This is a genomic window from Sulfitobacter alexandrii, assembly GCF_001886735.1.
Classification (GTDB): domain Bacteria; phylum Pseudomonadota; class Alphaproteobacteria; order Rhodobacterales; family Rhodobacteraceae; genus Sulfitobacter; species Sulfitobacter alexandrii.
This window is the reverse complement of record NZ_CP018076.1, coordinates 1,465,143-1,479,417: the sequence shown is the minus strand read 5'-3', so window position 1 is coordinate 1,479,417 and position 14,275 is coordinate 1,465,143. Positions and strand designations below refer to the sequence as shown.

14 protein-coding genes are annotated in these 14,275 nt (G+C 65.8%); 8 read left to right on the top strand and 6 right to left on the bottom strand.

All coding sequences use genetic code 11. The features are described from left to right. Positions 1–116: 116 nt before the first annotated feature. Positions 117–1,244: a tRNA guanosine(34) transglycosylase Tgt gene (tgt, locus tag BOO69_RS07150; protein ID WP_071971545.1), complete on the bottom strand. Its 1,128-nt coding sequence runs from the start codon at positions 1,242–1,244 to the stop codon at positions 117–119. Between the two features lie 67 nt (positions 1,245–1,311). Between tgt and BOO69_RS07145 the strand changes: the two genes are divergently transcribed. From BOO69_RS07145 to tpiA, 8 genes are all read left to right on the top strand, one after another. Next, the gene (locus BOO69_RS07145; protein WP_083545467.1) at positions 1,312–2,250 is read left to right on the top strand and encodes an SPFH domain-containing protein; all 939 of its coding nucleotides are present in this window, start codon (positions 1,312–1,314) and stop codon (positions 2,248–2,250) included. Continuing rightward, positions 2,250–2,525 (top strand): NfeD family protein, encoded by a 276-nt coding sequence (locus BOO69_RS07140; RefSeq protein WP_071971543.1) that lies wholly within the window; start codon positions 2,250–2,252, stop codon positions 2,523–2,525. The genes BOO69_RS07145 and BOO69_RS07140 overlap by 1 nt, the downstream gene beginning before the upstream one ends. Positions 2,526–2,582: 57 nt before the next feature. Next, positions 2,583–4,235 carry a mechanosensitive ion channel family protein gene (locus BOO69_RS07135; RefSeq protein ID WP_071973700.1) on the top strand — a complete coding sequence of 551 codons (1,653 nt, stop codon included), beginning with the start codon at positions 2,583–2,585 and terminating at the stop codon, positions 4,233–4,235. A gap of 51 nt (positions 4,236–4,286) precedes the next feature. After that, the gene (rimK, locus tag BOO69_RS07130) at positions 4,287–5,666 is read left to right on the top strand and encodes a 30S ribosomal protein S6--L-glutamate ligase (protein WP_071971542.1); all 1,380 of its coding nucleotides are present in this window, start codon (positions 4,287–4,289) and stop codon (positions 5,664–5,666) included. A 74-nt stretch (positions 5,667–5,740) separates the two neighbouring features. Further along, entirely contained in the window at positions 5,741–6,103 is a 363-nt protein-coding gene (locus BOO69_RS07125; RefSeq protein WP_071971541.1) for an SUF system Fe-S cluster assembly protein, read from the top strand. 69 nt (positions 6,104–6,172) lie between these two features. Further along, complete coding sequence (locus BOO69_RS07120; RefSeq protein WP_071971540.1) at positions 6,173–6,535, top strand: HesB/IscA family protein; 363 nt, start codon at positions 6,173–6,175, stop codon at positions 6,533–6,535. After that, positions 6,532–6,864, top strand: coding sequence for a TfoX/Sxy family protein (locus BOO69_RS07115; protein ID WP_071971539.1), 333 nt, complete (start codon positions 6,532–6,534; stop codon positions 6,862–6,864). Before BOO69_RS07120 ends, BOO69_RS07115 begins: the two co-directional genes overlap by 4 nt. A gap of 72 nt (positions 6,865–6,936) precedes the next feature. After that, positions 6,937–7,680, top strand: a complete 744-nt coding sequence (gene tpiA, locus BOO69_RS07110) for a triose-phosphate isomerase (protein WP_071971538.1) — start codon at positions 6,937–6,939, stop codon at positions 7,678–7,680. Between the two features lie 70 nt (positions 7,681–7,750). Here tpiA and BOO69_RS07105 read toward each other — a convergent pair whose 3' ends face one another. The 5 genes from BOO69_RS07105 to BOO69_RS07085 form a co-directional block, all read right to left on the bottom strand. Further along, a complete protein-coding gene (locus BOO69_RS07105; protein WP_071971537.1) occupies positions 7,751–9,208 on the bottom strand; it encodes a TRAP transporter large permease in 1,458 nt (485 codons plus the stop codon). Positions 9,209–9,212: 4 nt separating this feature from the next. Further along, positions 9,213–9,926, bottom strand: a complete 714-nt coding sequence (locus tag BOO69_RS07100) for a TRAP transporter small permease (protein ID WP_071971536.1) — start codon at positions 9,924–9,926, stop codon at positions 9,213–9,215. A 73-nt stretch (positions 9,927–9,999) separates the two neighbouring features. Next, the gene (locus tag BOO69_RS07095; protein WP_071973699.1) at positions 10,000–11,001 is read right to left on the bottom strand and encodes a TRAP transporter substrate-binding protein; all 1,002 of its coding nucleotides are present in this window, start codon (positions 10,999–11,001) and stop codon (positions 10,000–10,002) included. Between the two features lie 242 nt (positions 11,002–11,243). After that, on the bottom strand, positions 11,244–12,473 hold the full coding sequence (locus BOO69_RS07090) for a sigma-54-dependent transcriptional regulator (protein ID WP_071971535.1): 1,230 nt from the start codon (positions 12,471–12,473) through the stop codon (positions 11,244–11,246). After that, positions 12,470–14,191 (bottom strand): ATP-binding protein, encoded by a 1,722-nt coding sequence (locus BOO69_RS07085; protein WP_237267585.1) that lies wholly within the window; start codon positions 14,189–14,191, stop codon positions 12,470–12,472. Before BOO69_RS07085 ends, BOO69_RS07090 begins: the two co-directional genes overlap by 4 nt. Positions 14,192–14,275: the final 84 nt, after the last annotated feature.

The window sequence follows — 14,275 nt, the reverse complement described above, 5'->3', positions numbered from 1 at the left end:
CGGGTGTCCTTGGGTGTGTTCTCTTTGGACAAGTCAGTTAATCCGCCGGCACAGCCCTGCAAGCCCCCGCAACCCAGCCATGCGCCTATAGCCGCCCCGCCCTTGCCGCCCGCAGGCTAGAGTGGGTCGATGTCGCCTTGCGCCCGCGTGGCATGGAAATCGGCCTGCCATGCGGCAAAGCGCCCCTCGGCGACGGCGGCCCGCATGCCGGCCATGATATCCTGGTAGTAGTGCAGGTTGTGCCATGTCAGCAGCATGGAACTGATGATCTCCTGGCTGCGGAAAACGTGGTGCAGATAGGCGCGGGAATAGTTGCGGCAGGCCGGGCAGCCGCAGCTTTCGTCCAGCGGGCGGGGATCGTCCGCATGGCGGCCGTTCTTGATGTTCACGACGCCCAGACGTGTGAACACCTGCCCGGTCCGCCCCGATCGGGACGGCAGCACGCAGTCCATCATATCGATGCCCCGCGCGACCGCCCCCACGATGTCGTCCGGCTTTCCGACCCCCATCAGGTAGCGCGGCCGGTCCTCGGGCAGCTGATCCGGTGCGTAGTCGAGACAGTCGAACATCGCCTCCTGCCCTTCCCCCACGGCAAGCCCGCCCACGGCATAGCCGTCAAATCCGATCTCGCACAGCGCCTCGGCGCTCTGCTGGCGCAGATCGCGCTCCAATCCGCCCTGCTGAATGCCGAACAGCGCGTGACCGGGCCGGTCACCGAAGGCGTCGCGCGACCGCCTTGCCCACCGCATCGACAGCTCCATGCTCTCGGCGATGCGGTCGCGCGACGCGGGCAGCGCCGGGCATTCGTCGAAACACATCACGATGTCGCTGCCCAGCAGCGCCTGGATCTCCATGGACCGTTCCGGCGTGATCTCGTGCCGCGATCCGTCGATATGGCTCTTGAAGGTCACGCCGCGCTCGGTGAGCTTGCGCAGGTCCGCGAGGCTCATCACCTGGAAACCGCCGGAGTCGGTCAGGATCGGCCCCGACCAGTTCATGAACTTGTGCAACCCGCCTAGCCGCGCCACGCGCTCCGCGGTCGGGCGCAGCATGAGGTGATAGGTGTTGCCCAGCAGGATGTCGGCGCCCGTCGCGGCCACGCTGTCGGGCATCATCGCCTTGACCGTCGCCGCGGTCCCCACCGGCATGAAGGCGGGTGTGCGGATATCGCCCCGCGGCGTGCGGATCACGCCGGTCCTCGCCTTGCCGTCGCTGGCCAACCTTTCAAAGGTGATCCGGGTCATCGATGTATCTCTCCGCCGCCTGCCGCGCCGCATACCGCCTTGCGTCGGAACTTGCAATTCACGGCGAATGCAGCGCAGATATAGGCCCGCGCCACATCAAGAGGACTGGACCGTGGATTTCGAGAACCTGATCGTTGGCTTGCTGGAAAACAATCTCGCCTTCCTGCTGCTGGCCGTGCTGATCGTCATCGTGATCTTCCGCGCGGTCAAGATCGTCCCGCAGTCCGAACAGCACGTGGTCGAACGCTTTGGACGGCTGCGCAAGGTGCTGGGGCCCGGCATCAACATGATCGTGCCCTTCATCGACCGGATCGCCCACCGGGTGTCGATCCTCGAACGCCAGCTGCCGACGGCCAGCCAGGACGCGATCACCCGCGACAACGTGCTCACGCAGGTCGATACCTCGGTGTTCTACCGCATCACCGAGCCGGAAAAGACCGTCTACCGCATCCGCGACGTGGACAGCGCGATTTCAACCACCGTGGCCGGGATCGTGCGGGCCGAGATCGGCAAGATGGACCTCGACGAGGTGCAGGCCAATCGCTCCGCGCTCATCACAACGATCAAGGCAAACGTCGAGGACGCCGTGGACAACTGGGGCATCGAGGTCACGCGCGCCGAGATCCTCGACGTGAACCTCGACGCGGCGACCCGCGCCGCGATGATGCAGCAGCTCAATGCCGAACGGGCCCGGCGCGCACAGGTCACCGAGGCCGAGGGCAAGAAACGGGCGGTCGAACTCGCCGCGGACGCCGAACTCTATGCTTCGGAACAGACGGCGAAGGCCCGACGCGTGCTTGCCGAAGCCGAAGCCTACGCCACCCAGGTCGTCGCCCAGGCCATCAACGAGAACGGCCTCGAGGCAGCGCAGTACCAGATCGCGCTCAAACAGGTGGAGGCCCTGGGCGGCATGGCCGCAGGCGACGGCAACCAGACCGTGATCGTCCCGGCCGAGGCGCTCGCCGCCTTCGGCGACGCCTTCCGCCTGCTCAGGGGCCGCGGGTGATGGCGGGCTACCTCACGCTGTGGTGGGTGTGGATCTGCATCGCGCTGGCGCTCGGCGTGCTCGAATTGCTGGCCCCCGCCTTCATCTTCCTGGGATTCGGGCTGGGTGCCATCGCCATGGCCGGCATCGTCCTGATCCTGCCCGCGGCCGGGGTGCCCGCCCTGCTCGCCCTGTTCGCCCTGTTGTCGCTGCTGGCCTGGATCGGCCTGCGCTTTGCCTTTCGCCGCCAGTCGAGCGGCGGACGCATCATCACACGCGACATCAACGAAAACTGACGGTTTTCTTGACGCGGTCCGCGGCGGACTAATTACTTGACGATGCAGCCGGTAGACATGATCTCTCTTTTCCGAAAATTCCTCGCCGGGTTCGCGTTCGTCCTGCTCTGCACCGCTTCGGCCGCATTCGCGCAGGATCCTTGGTTCGAACAGCCGGAATTGAACCCCGGCCTGCCGCCCCCGCCCTCTTCGATGGATCGTGCCACGCCGATGGCGGCGATGGAGACGTTCCTCTACCTCACCGACAACGGCCATTTCAGCGAGGCGGCGCATCTGCTCGACCTGTCGGACGTGGCGCAGAGCGACCAGCAATTCGTCGGCGCCGCCCGGGCGGAGGAACTGGCCGTCATCCTCGAGCGCAAGGTGGTGATCCCGTGGTCCTCGCTGGAGGACAGGCCCGACGGCTGGATTTCGGGCAGCTCGGACGACAACGACACCGGCCGCGTGCGCCGGTCGATCCTGATCGACCGGCTGGAGCGCGGCGGCCATCCCGTGCCGCTGCGGCTCAACCGGATCAAGGTCGGGGATGACCAGCCGGTCTGGGTGTTTTCCCGCCAGAGCGTCGACAACATTCCGGCGCTGCACGACCTCTATGGCCCGACAAGGCTCGAGATGGCCATGCCCGACTGGCTGCGCGTGCCCGCCTTCTGGGGCATGTACCTGTGGGAAGTCCTGTTCCTGCCCGCCTTCGTCATCGTCGCGCTGATCGCCGCGACCATCGCCTACCGAATCCTGCGGCGGATCGGCGACCGGGCCAAGCATCGCAGCGTCCGCTTCGTCGCGCGGGCTTCGAAATGGCCTGCGGCGATCATCATCTTCGCCTTTACCATCGGCACGGCCACCAGCCGCATCCTCGTGGTGACGGGGATCATCGACGCGATGATCTCTCCGCTGGTCCTGATTTCCTACGTGGTGGCGATCACGCTGGCGATCGTACTGGTCATCGACGAGATCTTCGACCGGATCAGCGCCTCGACCGCGACCGAGCTGGCCGAGCCCGAGAACGCGCATCTGCGCGCGATGGCGACGACCATCTCGGCGGCCCGCAAGTTCGTCATCGTGATCGCGACCCTGGCGGCGTCCGGCGTGGTCCTGAGCTCGATCACCACTTTCGGCACGCTGGGGCTTTCCCTGCTGGCCTCGGCGGGCGCACTGACGGTGGTGCTGGGCTTTGCGGCGCGCGAGGTGCTGGGCAACATCCTGGCCTCTGTCCAGATCGCGCTCAACCGGTCCGCGCGGATCGGCGACCTGCTGATGTTCGAGGGTTATTTCTGCACGGTCGAGCGGATCGACTTCACCTATGTCCAGCTGATGGTCTGGAACGGCACCCGGCTGATCGTGCCGGTCAGCACCTTCGTGTCCGACCCGTTCGAGAACTGGTCCATCGAAGAGGCCGAGATGGTCCGCCCGATCTACCTGTCGCTCGCCCACGGTGCCGATGTCGAGCGGCTGCGCAAGGCATTCTTCGACCTGCTGGACAAGGAAGACGCCTCGGACGTATCGCCCATGGACCGCGCGAAGGTGCACGTCACCGAGCACGACGCGGTCGGCATGAAGGTGCGCTTCGAACTGCCCACGGCCAATCCCGGCACGTTCTGGGAGGTGGAATGCCGCGTTCGCGAGGGACTGCTGGCAGAGGCCGCGCGGATGGAACGGGAGGGCGACCGGCGTGTTTTCCCCCTCGTGGCGAAGGACGTCACGCCGGCTTGAAGCCACCGGGCCAAGCCGGTAGGCAGGCCGCGCACCAGCAGGGGAACGAGCATGAACGAACTCACATTCGGATGGGAAGAATGGGTCTCGCTGCCCGACCTCGGCCTACCCGCCATCAAGGCGAAGGTCGACACCGGCGCGCGGACATCGGCACTGCACGCCCACGACATCGAAACGTTCGGATCCTCTGCCAAGCCCAAGGTCCGGTTCAACGTGCACCCGATACCGGGACGCGAGGACATCTCCATCACCTGCTCCGCCCCTCTGATCGACCGGCGCGAGGTGACCTCGTCCAACGGCGAAAGCGAGCAGCGGCTAGTGATCGGGTCCACGCTCGAGGTGGGTGGCCAGAGCTGGCCGATCGAGATCACCCTGACCAACCGCGCCACGATGAACAGCCGGATGCTGCTGGGCCGTCAGGCGCTGGGGGACCACATCATCATTTCCGCGACCGAACGGCGCCTGCAACCCGACCTCAGCTACGATGTCTACCACACCGCCAAGGTGCGCCACGCCGCACCGCGCCGCGCGCTCAGGATCGCCGTCCTGAGCCGCGAGGACAATTATTCGACGCGCCGCCTTGTCGAGGCCGGAGAGGAGCGCGGCCATACCGTCGAGGTGATCGACACCACCCGCTGTTACATGGCAATCAATTCGCTTGCGCCCGAAGTGCATTACGACGGGAAACGGCTGCCCCGCTACGATGCGGTGATCCCGCGCATCGGCGCGTCCGTCACATCTTACGGAACCGCCGTGATCCGCCAGTTCGAAACGATCGGCACCTACTGCGTGAACGGCAGCGCGGGGATCACCGCCAGCCGCGACAAGCTGCATGCCCACCAGATCCTCGCGTCCAAGAAGATCGGGATGCCCACGACCGCCTTCGCGGCTTCGCCCAAGGACACCAGCAACCTGATGGCCCTTGTCGGCACCGCACCGCTGATCGTGAAGCTGCTGGAATCGACCCAGGGAAAGGGCGTGGTGCTGGCCGAAACCAAGAAGGCCGCCGAGTCCGTGATCGACGCCTTTCGGGGGCTGAAGGCGAATTTCCTTGTCCAGAACTTCGTCAAGGAGGCCGCCGGAGAGGACATCCGCTGCCTCGTGGTCGCGGGCAAGGTCGTGGCGGCGATGAAGCGTACGGGCGCGGAGGGTGACTTCCGCTCCAACCTGCACCGGGGCGGGTCCGCCAAGGTCGTCCGGATTTCCAAGGAGGAACGCGACACCGCCGTCCGCGCGGCACGCGCCTTCGGCCTCGGCAAGGCGGGCGTGGATCTGCTGCGTTCGGAGACCGGACCGAAGGTGCTCGAAGTCAACTCCTCGCCCGGTTTCGAAGGCATCGAGAAGGCGACCGGCAAGGACATCGTCGGCAAGGTCTATGACGAGATCGAGGCACGGGTGAAACCGCAGCCCAGCCGCCGGCGCAAGTCATAGGGGTCGCGCCCCCCACTGGACGGGGCGCCGCGCTATCCCTATATAAACAGTCAGGAACGAGAGCAGAGGCAGAAATGACCGAGAATTCACAGCCGCTCGAAGGCACGCCGCTGATTGCGCCCTCCAGCACGGATCATCCGCTCTACGACCAGGTCGTCGAGGCTTGCCGTACGGTTTACGACCCCGAGATCCCCGTGAACATCTACGAGTTGGGATTGATCTACACGATCGACATCGACGCGGAAAACGCGGTCGACATCAAGATGTCGCTGACAGCACCGGGCTGTCCCGTCGCGGGCGAGATGCCGGGATGGGTGGCGGACGCGGTCGAGCCGCTGCCGGGCGTCAAGCAGGTGAACGTCGAACTCGTGTGGGAACCGCCATGGGGCATGGACATGATGTCCGACGAAGCCCGGCTCGAACTGGGCTTCATGTAACGGGGCCGCGCGCGCCCGGTTGAGAAAACGGCGCAGAGACCTTATCTTGCGTGTAACAGGAGGCACCACATGTTCGGCATTCCCGGCAAGCAAGCCGTCACCATGACACCCAAGGCATCCGCCCAGATTTCCAAGCTGATGGCATCGGCAGGCCACGCCGGCCTGCGCATCGGCGTCAAGAAAGGCGGCTGCGCGGGCATGGAATACACCATGGAATATGTCGACGTCGCTGATCCCAATGACGAGGTCGTGGAACAGGACGGCGCACGGGTCATGATTGCCCCGATGGCGCAGATGTTCCTGTTCGGCACCGAGATCGATTATGAGACCACGCTGCTGGAAAGCGGCTTCAAGTTCTCCAACCCGAACGTGACGGAGGCCTGCGGCTGCGGCGAATCCATTAAGTTCGACGAGAAACTCGGCGCGAAGTGAGCCTCGCGGCGGCGGACATCGCCTTCGCCACCGAGCTGTTTTCCGACGTTCCCGATCTTCACACCCGCCGGATGTTCGGCGGGCTCGGCCTGTACAGCGGCGACAGGATCTTCGGGCTGATGCGGTCCGACGGGCAGATCCTGCTCAAGGCGGGTACCGATGAGTTCCAGAACCGTCTTTCCGGCATGGGCTGCGAAAGATGGGTCTACACCCGGAAGAATGGCACCGTTTCCGCCATGCCCTACTGGTCGTTGCCGGATGCGGCGCTTGACGACCCCGCCGCCGCCACATCGCTTGCAAACGAGGCATTGGCCCATCTCGCGCGCTGACGGCGTTGCCCGCGCGTTGCCTTCGCCCTCCCCGGGGTGGTAACCAGATCTAAACGGAGTGAGGACAGCCACATGCGCGTAAAGATTGCAGCGGGAAACTGGAAGATGAACGGCACGGCAAGCGCCCTCGCCGAACTGGATGCCCTTCGCGACATGCTGCCGGCGCAGCCGCCGCAGGTGATCATCTGCCCGCCCGCCCCGCTTCTCCATCGTGCCAGGGAACTGTCGGGGCCGATCCTCATCGGCGCGCAGGACTGCCACGCGGCACCGTCGGGTGCGCATACCGGCGACGTCTCGGCCGACATGGTCGCGGACAGCGGTGCGACGCACGTGATCCTGGGCCATTCCGAACGGCGCGCCGACCACGGTGAGACAGATGCCGACGTCAATGCCAAGGTCCGGGCGGCATGGTCGGCCGGCCTTGCGGCGATACTGTGCCTGGGCGAATCCGAGGCCGACCGCAATGCCGGCAAAACGCTGGAGGTGATCGGCGCGCAACTGGCAGGCTCCCTGCCCGATGGCGCCACGGCGGAAAACACGGTCATCGCCTACGAGCCGATCTGGGCCATCGGCACCGGCAATGTGCCGACACAGGTGCAGATCGTCGAGGTTCACGATTTCCTCCGCACGGCGCTCGAAGACCGTTTCGGGCCGGAGGTGGGCGGTGGCATCCCGCTCCTCTACGGCGGCTCCGTCAAGGCGGACAACGCCGCAGCCATTTTCGAGGCCGAGAACGTCGACGGTGCGCTGGTGGGCGGCGCCAGCCTGAAGGCCGCGGATTTCGCGCCGATCGTGGCGGCGCTCGCGGCCTCCTGACCTTTTCGCGCGGCTGCCCGGAATTGCCGGCGGCACGCCATCGTGACGCGCCGCCGGATGGGCCGGCCCCCTACTTGGTGATGAGTTCCGGCCCCATCATCAGCGTCGGGAGCCATGTCGAGATCACGGGGACATAGGTCACGAGGATCAGGAAGACGAACAGCACGGCGGTGAAGGGAAGTGCCGCCTTGACCACTTTCATCATCGGCATGTTCGCGACACCCGAGGTCACGAAGAGGTTCAGGCCCACCGGTGGCGTGATCATCCCGATTTCCATGTTCACCACCATGATGATGCCGAGGTGGATGGGATCGATCCCCAGTTCTATGGCGATCGGGAACACCAGCGGCGCCACGATCACCAGCAGGCCGGAGGGTTCCATGAACTGGCCGCCGATCAGCAGGATCACGTTGACGATGACCAGGAACATGATCGGGCCCAGCCCGGCATCCAGCATGGCCGCGGAAATCTGCTGCGGGATCTGTTCGTCGGTCAGCACATGCTTGAGGATCAGCGCGTTGGCGATGATGAACATCAGCGTGACCGTCAGCTTTCCCGCGTCGAACAGCGTGTCACGGGTATCGGGATGGAAGAATGCCGTGACCAGCGCCCAGGGCTTTTGCAGCAGGCTGGACCGCCGCGCCGCGGGCACTTCGGCGGCCCCCATGCTGCGTGCGCCCGCCGGCGCGTTCGCCAGCGCCTCCGGCGCATCGGCGGCCTTGAGCGGCCCGATGTCGCGGTACACGAACATCGCCACGATGAAGGCATAGACGGATGCCACCGCCGCCGCCTCGGTCGGGGTGAAGATGGCGCCGGTGATGCCCGGCACACCGTAGATGCCGACCATGATGATGACGATCAGCATCAGCCCCCAGAAGGCTTCCCGGAAGCTGGTCCAAACTTCGCCCCAGCCGGCCCAGACGCCCTTGGGCATGTCGCGGAGCACCGCCATGATGTAGATCGTGACCATCAGCATGATACCGGCGAGAAGACCGGGGATGACGCCGGCGAGGAACATGCGCCCCACGGACACGTCGGTGGCCGAGGCATAGACCACCATCACGATGGACGGCGGGATCAGGATGCCCAGCGTCCCCGCGTTGGCGATGACCCCGGCGGCGAAGTCCTTGGTGTATCCGGCCTGGCGCATGGCGGCGATCACGATCGTGCCGATCGCCACCACCGTGGCGGGGGACGACCCCGAGAGCGCCGCGAACATCATGCAGGCCAGCACGCCCGAGATGGCCAGCCCGCCGCGCAGATGCCCGACGCAGGCGATGGAAAAGCGGATGATCCGCCGTGCCACCCCGCCCGTCGACATGAAGGACGATGCGAGGATGAAGAAGGGAATCGCCAGGAGCGTGTAATGCGCCGCCATCGCGCCATAGAGGCTCTGGGCGATAGAGGCGAGCGACGTGTCCGACAGCACCAGCAGGAACAGCATCGACGACAGGCCAAGCGAGACGGCGATCGGCACCCCGATCAGCATCAGGCCGACGACCATGAGAAAGAGAACCAGAACATCCATTATATCAGACCTTTGCGTCTTCGGCGGCGGCCTTTTCGACCGCTTCCTCGGCTTCGTGGCTCACGATCAGGCTGTCGCGACGGCCGGCGATCACGCCCAGCGTCGCCTGCACGAAACGGAACAGCAGCAGCGCACAGCCCAGCGGCAGGATGACGTAGGGCACGAGACGCGGCATCTTTTCGTAGGGTTCGGTGACCAGCTGGTTGCCGTCCATGAAGGAGTTGAAGGTGTAGGCCAGCCAGTCGCTCATCCACTGGAAAGGGATCGGGATCTGGTCGCTTTCGTAGAAGGATTGCGACCGGCGCTCGACGAAGCCGGTGGGGAACCAGCGCCCGTCAGTGGGATTGAACCCGGCAAAGGGGGCCCAGAAATCCCATGCGCCCTTCATCATCAGCACCGCGTAGAACACGCAGATGAGGCCCGACAGGATCGCCAGCCAGCGCTTGGGGCCGGTCGGCAGGATGCTGGTCACGGCATCGACGCCGAGATGCGCAGTGACCTTGACGCAATAGCTGACCCCGAACAGGACCAGCCACGCGAAAAGGACAAGGGTCAGTTCGAGGCCCCAGATCAGCGCGTGGTTGAACACGTATCGCAGGACCACGTTCACAAAGGTGACGAGGGTCATCAGACCCAGGAGCACGGCAATCGCGGTTTCTTCGAATGTATGGATGAAGCGGCCGAAGGCACCCTTCGGCTCGTATTTGCTGGCGCTCATGATCTTCCTCCCATCACGCGCGGCGCGCACGGGCCGCGCGGATGCGGCCCGTGCCCTTGGTGTCCGTGGTCGCTTACATCGACTCGTTGATTTCCTGCGCGGCGGCGATGTTGTCCGCCCCGACGCCTTCCTCGAACTGCGCCCAGACCGGTTTCATCGCATCGACCCAGGCCTGACGCTGCTCGGGGGTCAGCTCGCGGATCACGCCGCCGGCGTCCAGGATCGCCTGCCGGGCTTCCATGTCCACCTCGTTCACGGCCGCGTTCCGCTCTGCCGTCACTTCTTCGACGATGGTGGCCAACTGGTCGCGGATTTCCGGATCCAGTCCTTCCCACCAGTCGGAACCGGTCACGACCAGATAGTCGAGCACACCGTGGTTGGTTTCGGTCGAGCCGTCCTGAACCTCGAAGAACTTCTGCCCGTAGATGTTGGACCACGTGTTTTCCTGGCCGTCGACAACGCCGGTCTGCAGCGCGCCGTAGACTTCGGAAAAGGCCATCGGCTGGGGCGAGGCCTCCAGCTGCTCGAACTGGGCAACGATCACGTCAGACGGCTGAACGCGGAACTTCAGGCCTTTCGCATCGCCCGGCATCTCCAGCGGCTTGTTCGCCGACATCTGCTTCATGCCGTTGTGCCAGAAGCCCAGCCCCTGCAGGCCGCGGCGCTGCATCGAATTCTTCAGCGCCTCGCCTTTCTCGCCCTGCTGGAACTTGTCCACGGCGTCGATGTTCACGAACATGAAGGGAAGGTCGAAAATCTGGAATTGCTTGGTGAAGGCCTCGAATTTCGACAGCGAGGGCGCGGCCATCTGGACGTCGCCCTGCAGCATCGCCTCGAGCACCTGATCGTCGTCGTAGAGCGTGGAGTTCGGGAAGACCTCCATGCAGGCCTTGCCGTCCATCTCGGCGTTGACCCTTTCGGCCAGCAGGGATGCGGCGATGCCCTTGGGGTGCTTGTCGGTGTTGGTGACGTGGCTGAACTTGATGACCATCTCGCCATCATCGCAGGCAGCGGCGACGGCACCCGCACTGACGGACAGGGTCAGGGCCACGGAAGCGGCGGTGAAAAATTTCATTGTGATCTCCTCCCAGAGCTTTGGAATCAGGTTGGCGCACCGATCGGGACGCGCTGTCGCAAGGAGCCACATTTCCGAATCCTTTCACAAGCGCGTGAAGCGTCGCCCGGAGCGGGCGATAATTAGGCCATAAAATCAGGGGGATGCGCAGGATTCCTGAACCTGTCTTCCCTGCGGGCGTCTCGCGCCGTGCGGTTTGCCGCACAGATCCGCCAGCGTATGTGCGGATTTCCGCACAAACCTCAGGCCCGGAAATCCTCCGGCCGGATCCCGTAACGGGCCAGCTTGTCGTAGAAGGTCTTGCGCGGCAGCTTGAGCGCCTCGGCCGCGGCGGAAGCCTGTCCGCCGGCCCGGCGCAGTGCCGCCTCGAGCAGGGATTGTTCGACCCGCGCCATCTGTTCGACCAGCCCGAGCGAGGCGTCAGGCACCAGATCGTCGTTCAGGCCCAACACGAACCGCATCGCCACCGACATCAGCGCGCGCGCGTTGCCGGGCCAGTCCCGGCGCATCAGGTCCGCGACCACATCCGGCGTCACCTCGGGCGGTTTCAGGCCGGACTGCTCGGCCGCCTGATCGACGTAGCGCCGGAACATGACGGGAATGTCCTCCGGCCGCTCCGACAGGCTGGGGATCCGGACGCTCAGCCCCTCCAGCCGCCAGTAGAGTTCGGCGTTGAACCGCCCCGCGTCGACCTCCGCGGCCAGATCGCGGGTATTCCCCGCGATCAGGCGCACCGCACTCTGCCCCTCCGGGGTCTCGCTCAGCATCAGCTGCACCTGCCGCGGCAGTTGCGCGATCTCGTCGAGAAACAGGCTGCCCCCGTCCGCGGTCCGAAGGGCCTGCGGCAGTGTTTCCGGCGTCAGCCCGGATGCCGCGTGCTTGACGAAAGGCGCCTTGGATCGTGCGGAACTCAGATGCAGCACCTCGGCCACCTTCGAGATGCCCGTGCCCGGTGCCCCGCTGATCAGCGCATCGCCTTCGGCCTGCGCCACCAGCCGCACCCGTCTGCGCAGCCCCTCGGAAAGCTCGGAATTGCCGAAGATCATGCGCGCCGCCGGATCGCCTGTCTCCACCAGATCGCGCAGGCGGCGGTTTTCCAGCACCAGTGCCCGGGTCTTGAGCGCGCGTTCCAGCACCGCGAGAAGATCCGCGGGCGCGCAGGGTTTCTCGAGAAAGCCGAAGGCGCCCTGCCCCATCGCCGAAACTGCCATCGGGATGTCGCCCTCGCCGGTCAGCAGGATCACCGGAAGGTCGGGGTCCTGCTGGCGCGCGTAATCCAGCAGGTGGAACCCGTCCCGTCCCGGCATCCGGATGTCCGACAGGATCACGCCGTCGAAAGCCCGCGTGATCCGGTCCTTGGCCGCGACGAATGACCCCGCCGTCAGCGCGCTGATCTGCGCAAGCTCCAGCGTCTGCGCCAGCGCCTCGCGCACGGCTGCGTCGTCGTCGACCAGAAGAACCCTGCCCTTCATGCCGCAACCACATCCCTTGAATGTCGTTCCAGTGTCACCGTGAACAGCGCCCCGCCCGCATAGTTGCTCCCCCTGATCTGGCCACCGAAGCTCTGGACGATGCCATAGCTGATCGACAGGCCAAGCCCCATACCCGCCGTCGGCCCGTTCGATTTCGTGGTGTAGAACGGATCGAAGACCTTGTCCGGCATCTCGATCCCCGGACCGGTATCGCGAAAGCTGACGGTGACCACCTCGCCCTCGTCCACGTCGATCTGCAGCCGTTTCTCGGTCGTGTCGGCCATCGCATCCACGGCGTTGGTGATGAGGTTGACGAAAACCTGCACCAGCCTGACCTCGCCGCCACGAACCCGGATCGGCGCCTGCAGCGGGGTATGGATCAGCGTCACCCGCGCGTCTTCCACGTGGGCACGGGTCAGGTCGATCGCCCCCTCGAGGGCCTTGCGCAGATCCACGGCGTCGTCCGTCCGCTGGTCCTGCCGGGCGAAGGCCCGGAGGTTCTGGATGATCCGCGCCATGCGCTGTGCCATTTCCGATATGCGCGACAGGTTTTCCGACGCCCGGTCCGTGGCCCCCCGTGCCATGAACTGTTTGCCGTTCTCGGCAAACGAGCGGATCGCCATCAGGGGCTGGTTCAGCTCGTGGCTGATCCCGGCAGACATCTGGCCCAACGCGCTCAACTTGCCCGCCTGCACCAGTTCGTCCTGCGCACGGCGCAGTGCCGCCTGCGCTTCCTCGCGTTCCGCCGCTTCGGCAAGCAGCTTGGCGTTGGTGTCGCGCAGGGCGTGGGTCCGCTCGGCCACCCGGTCTTCCAGCCGGGCATTGGCACTGGCGAGTGCCCGCCGCCGTTCCGCCGCGAGGAACAGCAGCGACCCGAAGGCGAGGCAGAGCGCCGCCACTGCGCCGGCCTGCGCCGTGGCCAGCCGGCGGGCCTGTGCGGTGTCCAGCAACACCTCGCCCGTCAAGCCGATCACGGGCAGATGCTGTGTCAGATGCAGCGCGGACCGGGGCAGATAGGGGCCCCAGTCCAGTTCCCAGATCTCGTGACCGCCCAGCATCTGCGCCTCGAAGGGCGGGGTCGGGCCGACCGACGGCACCAGACCGGGTGACCCCGGCGGCCGGCGCCAGAACAGCAGTTCCGACCGGTTGGCGATCAAAACCTCCCCGCCCGCATCGGTGAAGAAGGCCGCGGGGGTGCTGCCGCGCCAGTTGTAGTCGATCCCGTTGAGGTCGGTGATCACCACCACCGCGCCTTCGGCCCTCCCCGACCTGCCGAAGATCGGTGCCGCATGGAAGAACGCCCGCGCCGTCAGCGGGGCCGCTTCGCCGTGGCCCCATCCCAGCGCGCCGCGCAGCGCCCGCCGCAGGAAGGTCGCCTCCGCCAATCCCTCCGGCATGTCCCGTCCCAGCGCCGAAGCCCGCAAGCGCCCCGCCCGGTCCACCACCAGAACGTCCATCGCAGCGGTCTTGTCCGCCACCGCCAGCAACATCTCATCCGTGTCCGTCCCGCCGGCGCCCTTCACGGCATCCAGCACCGCGGGGTGATCGGCCATCAGCACCGCAAGGTCGCGGTAGCGTTGCAACTGCCCCACCAGCCGGTCCCCGGCAAGGGCGAGGTCCGCGCGCCCCCGGTCCGCCAGCAGGTCCAGTCCCTGCGCGTGGAAATAGCGCCAGACACCGCCCGTCAGCGCGGCCACCACCGCGAGAAAGGCCAGCATCACCGCCGCTCTTTGCCGTATTCCGCTCACCATGACATCAGATTGCACATGCGCCCTTGCATTGACCAGAGCCGCTCGGGCATC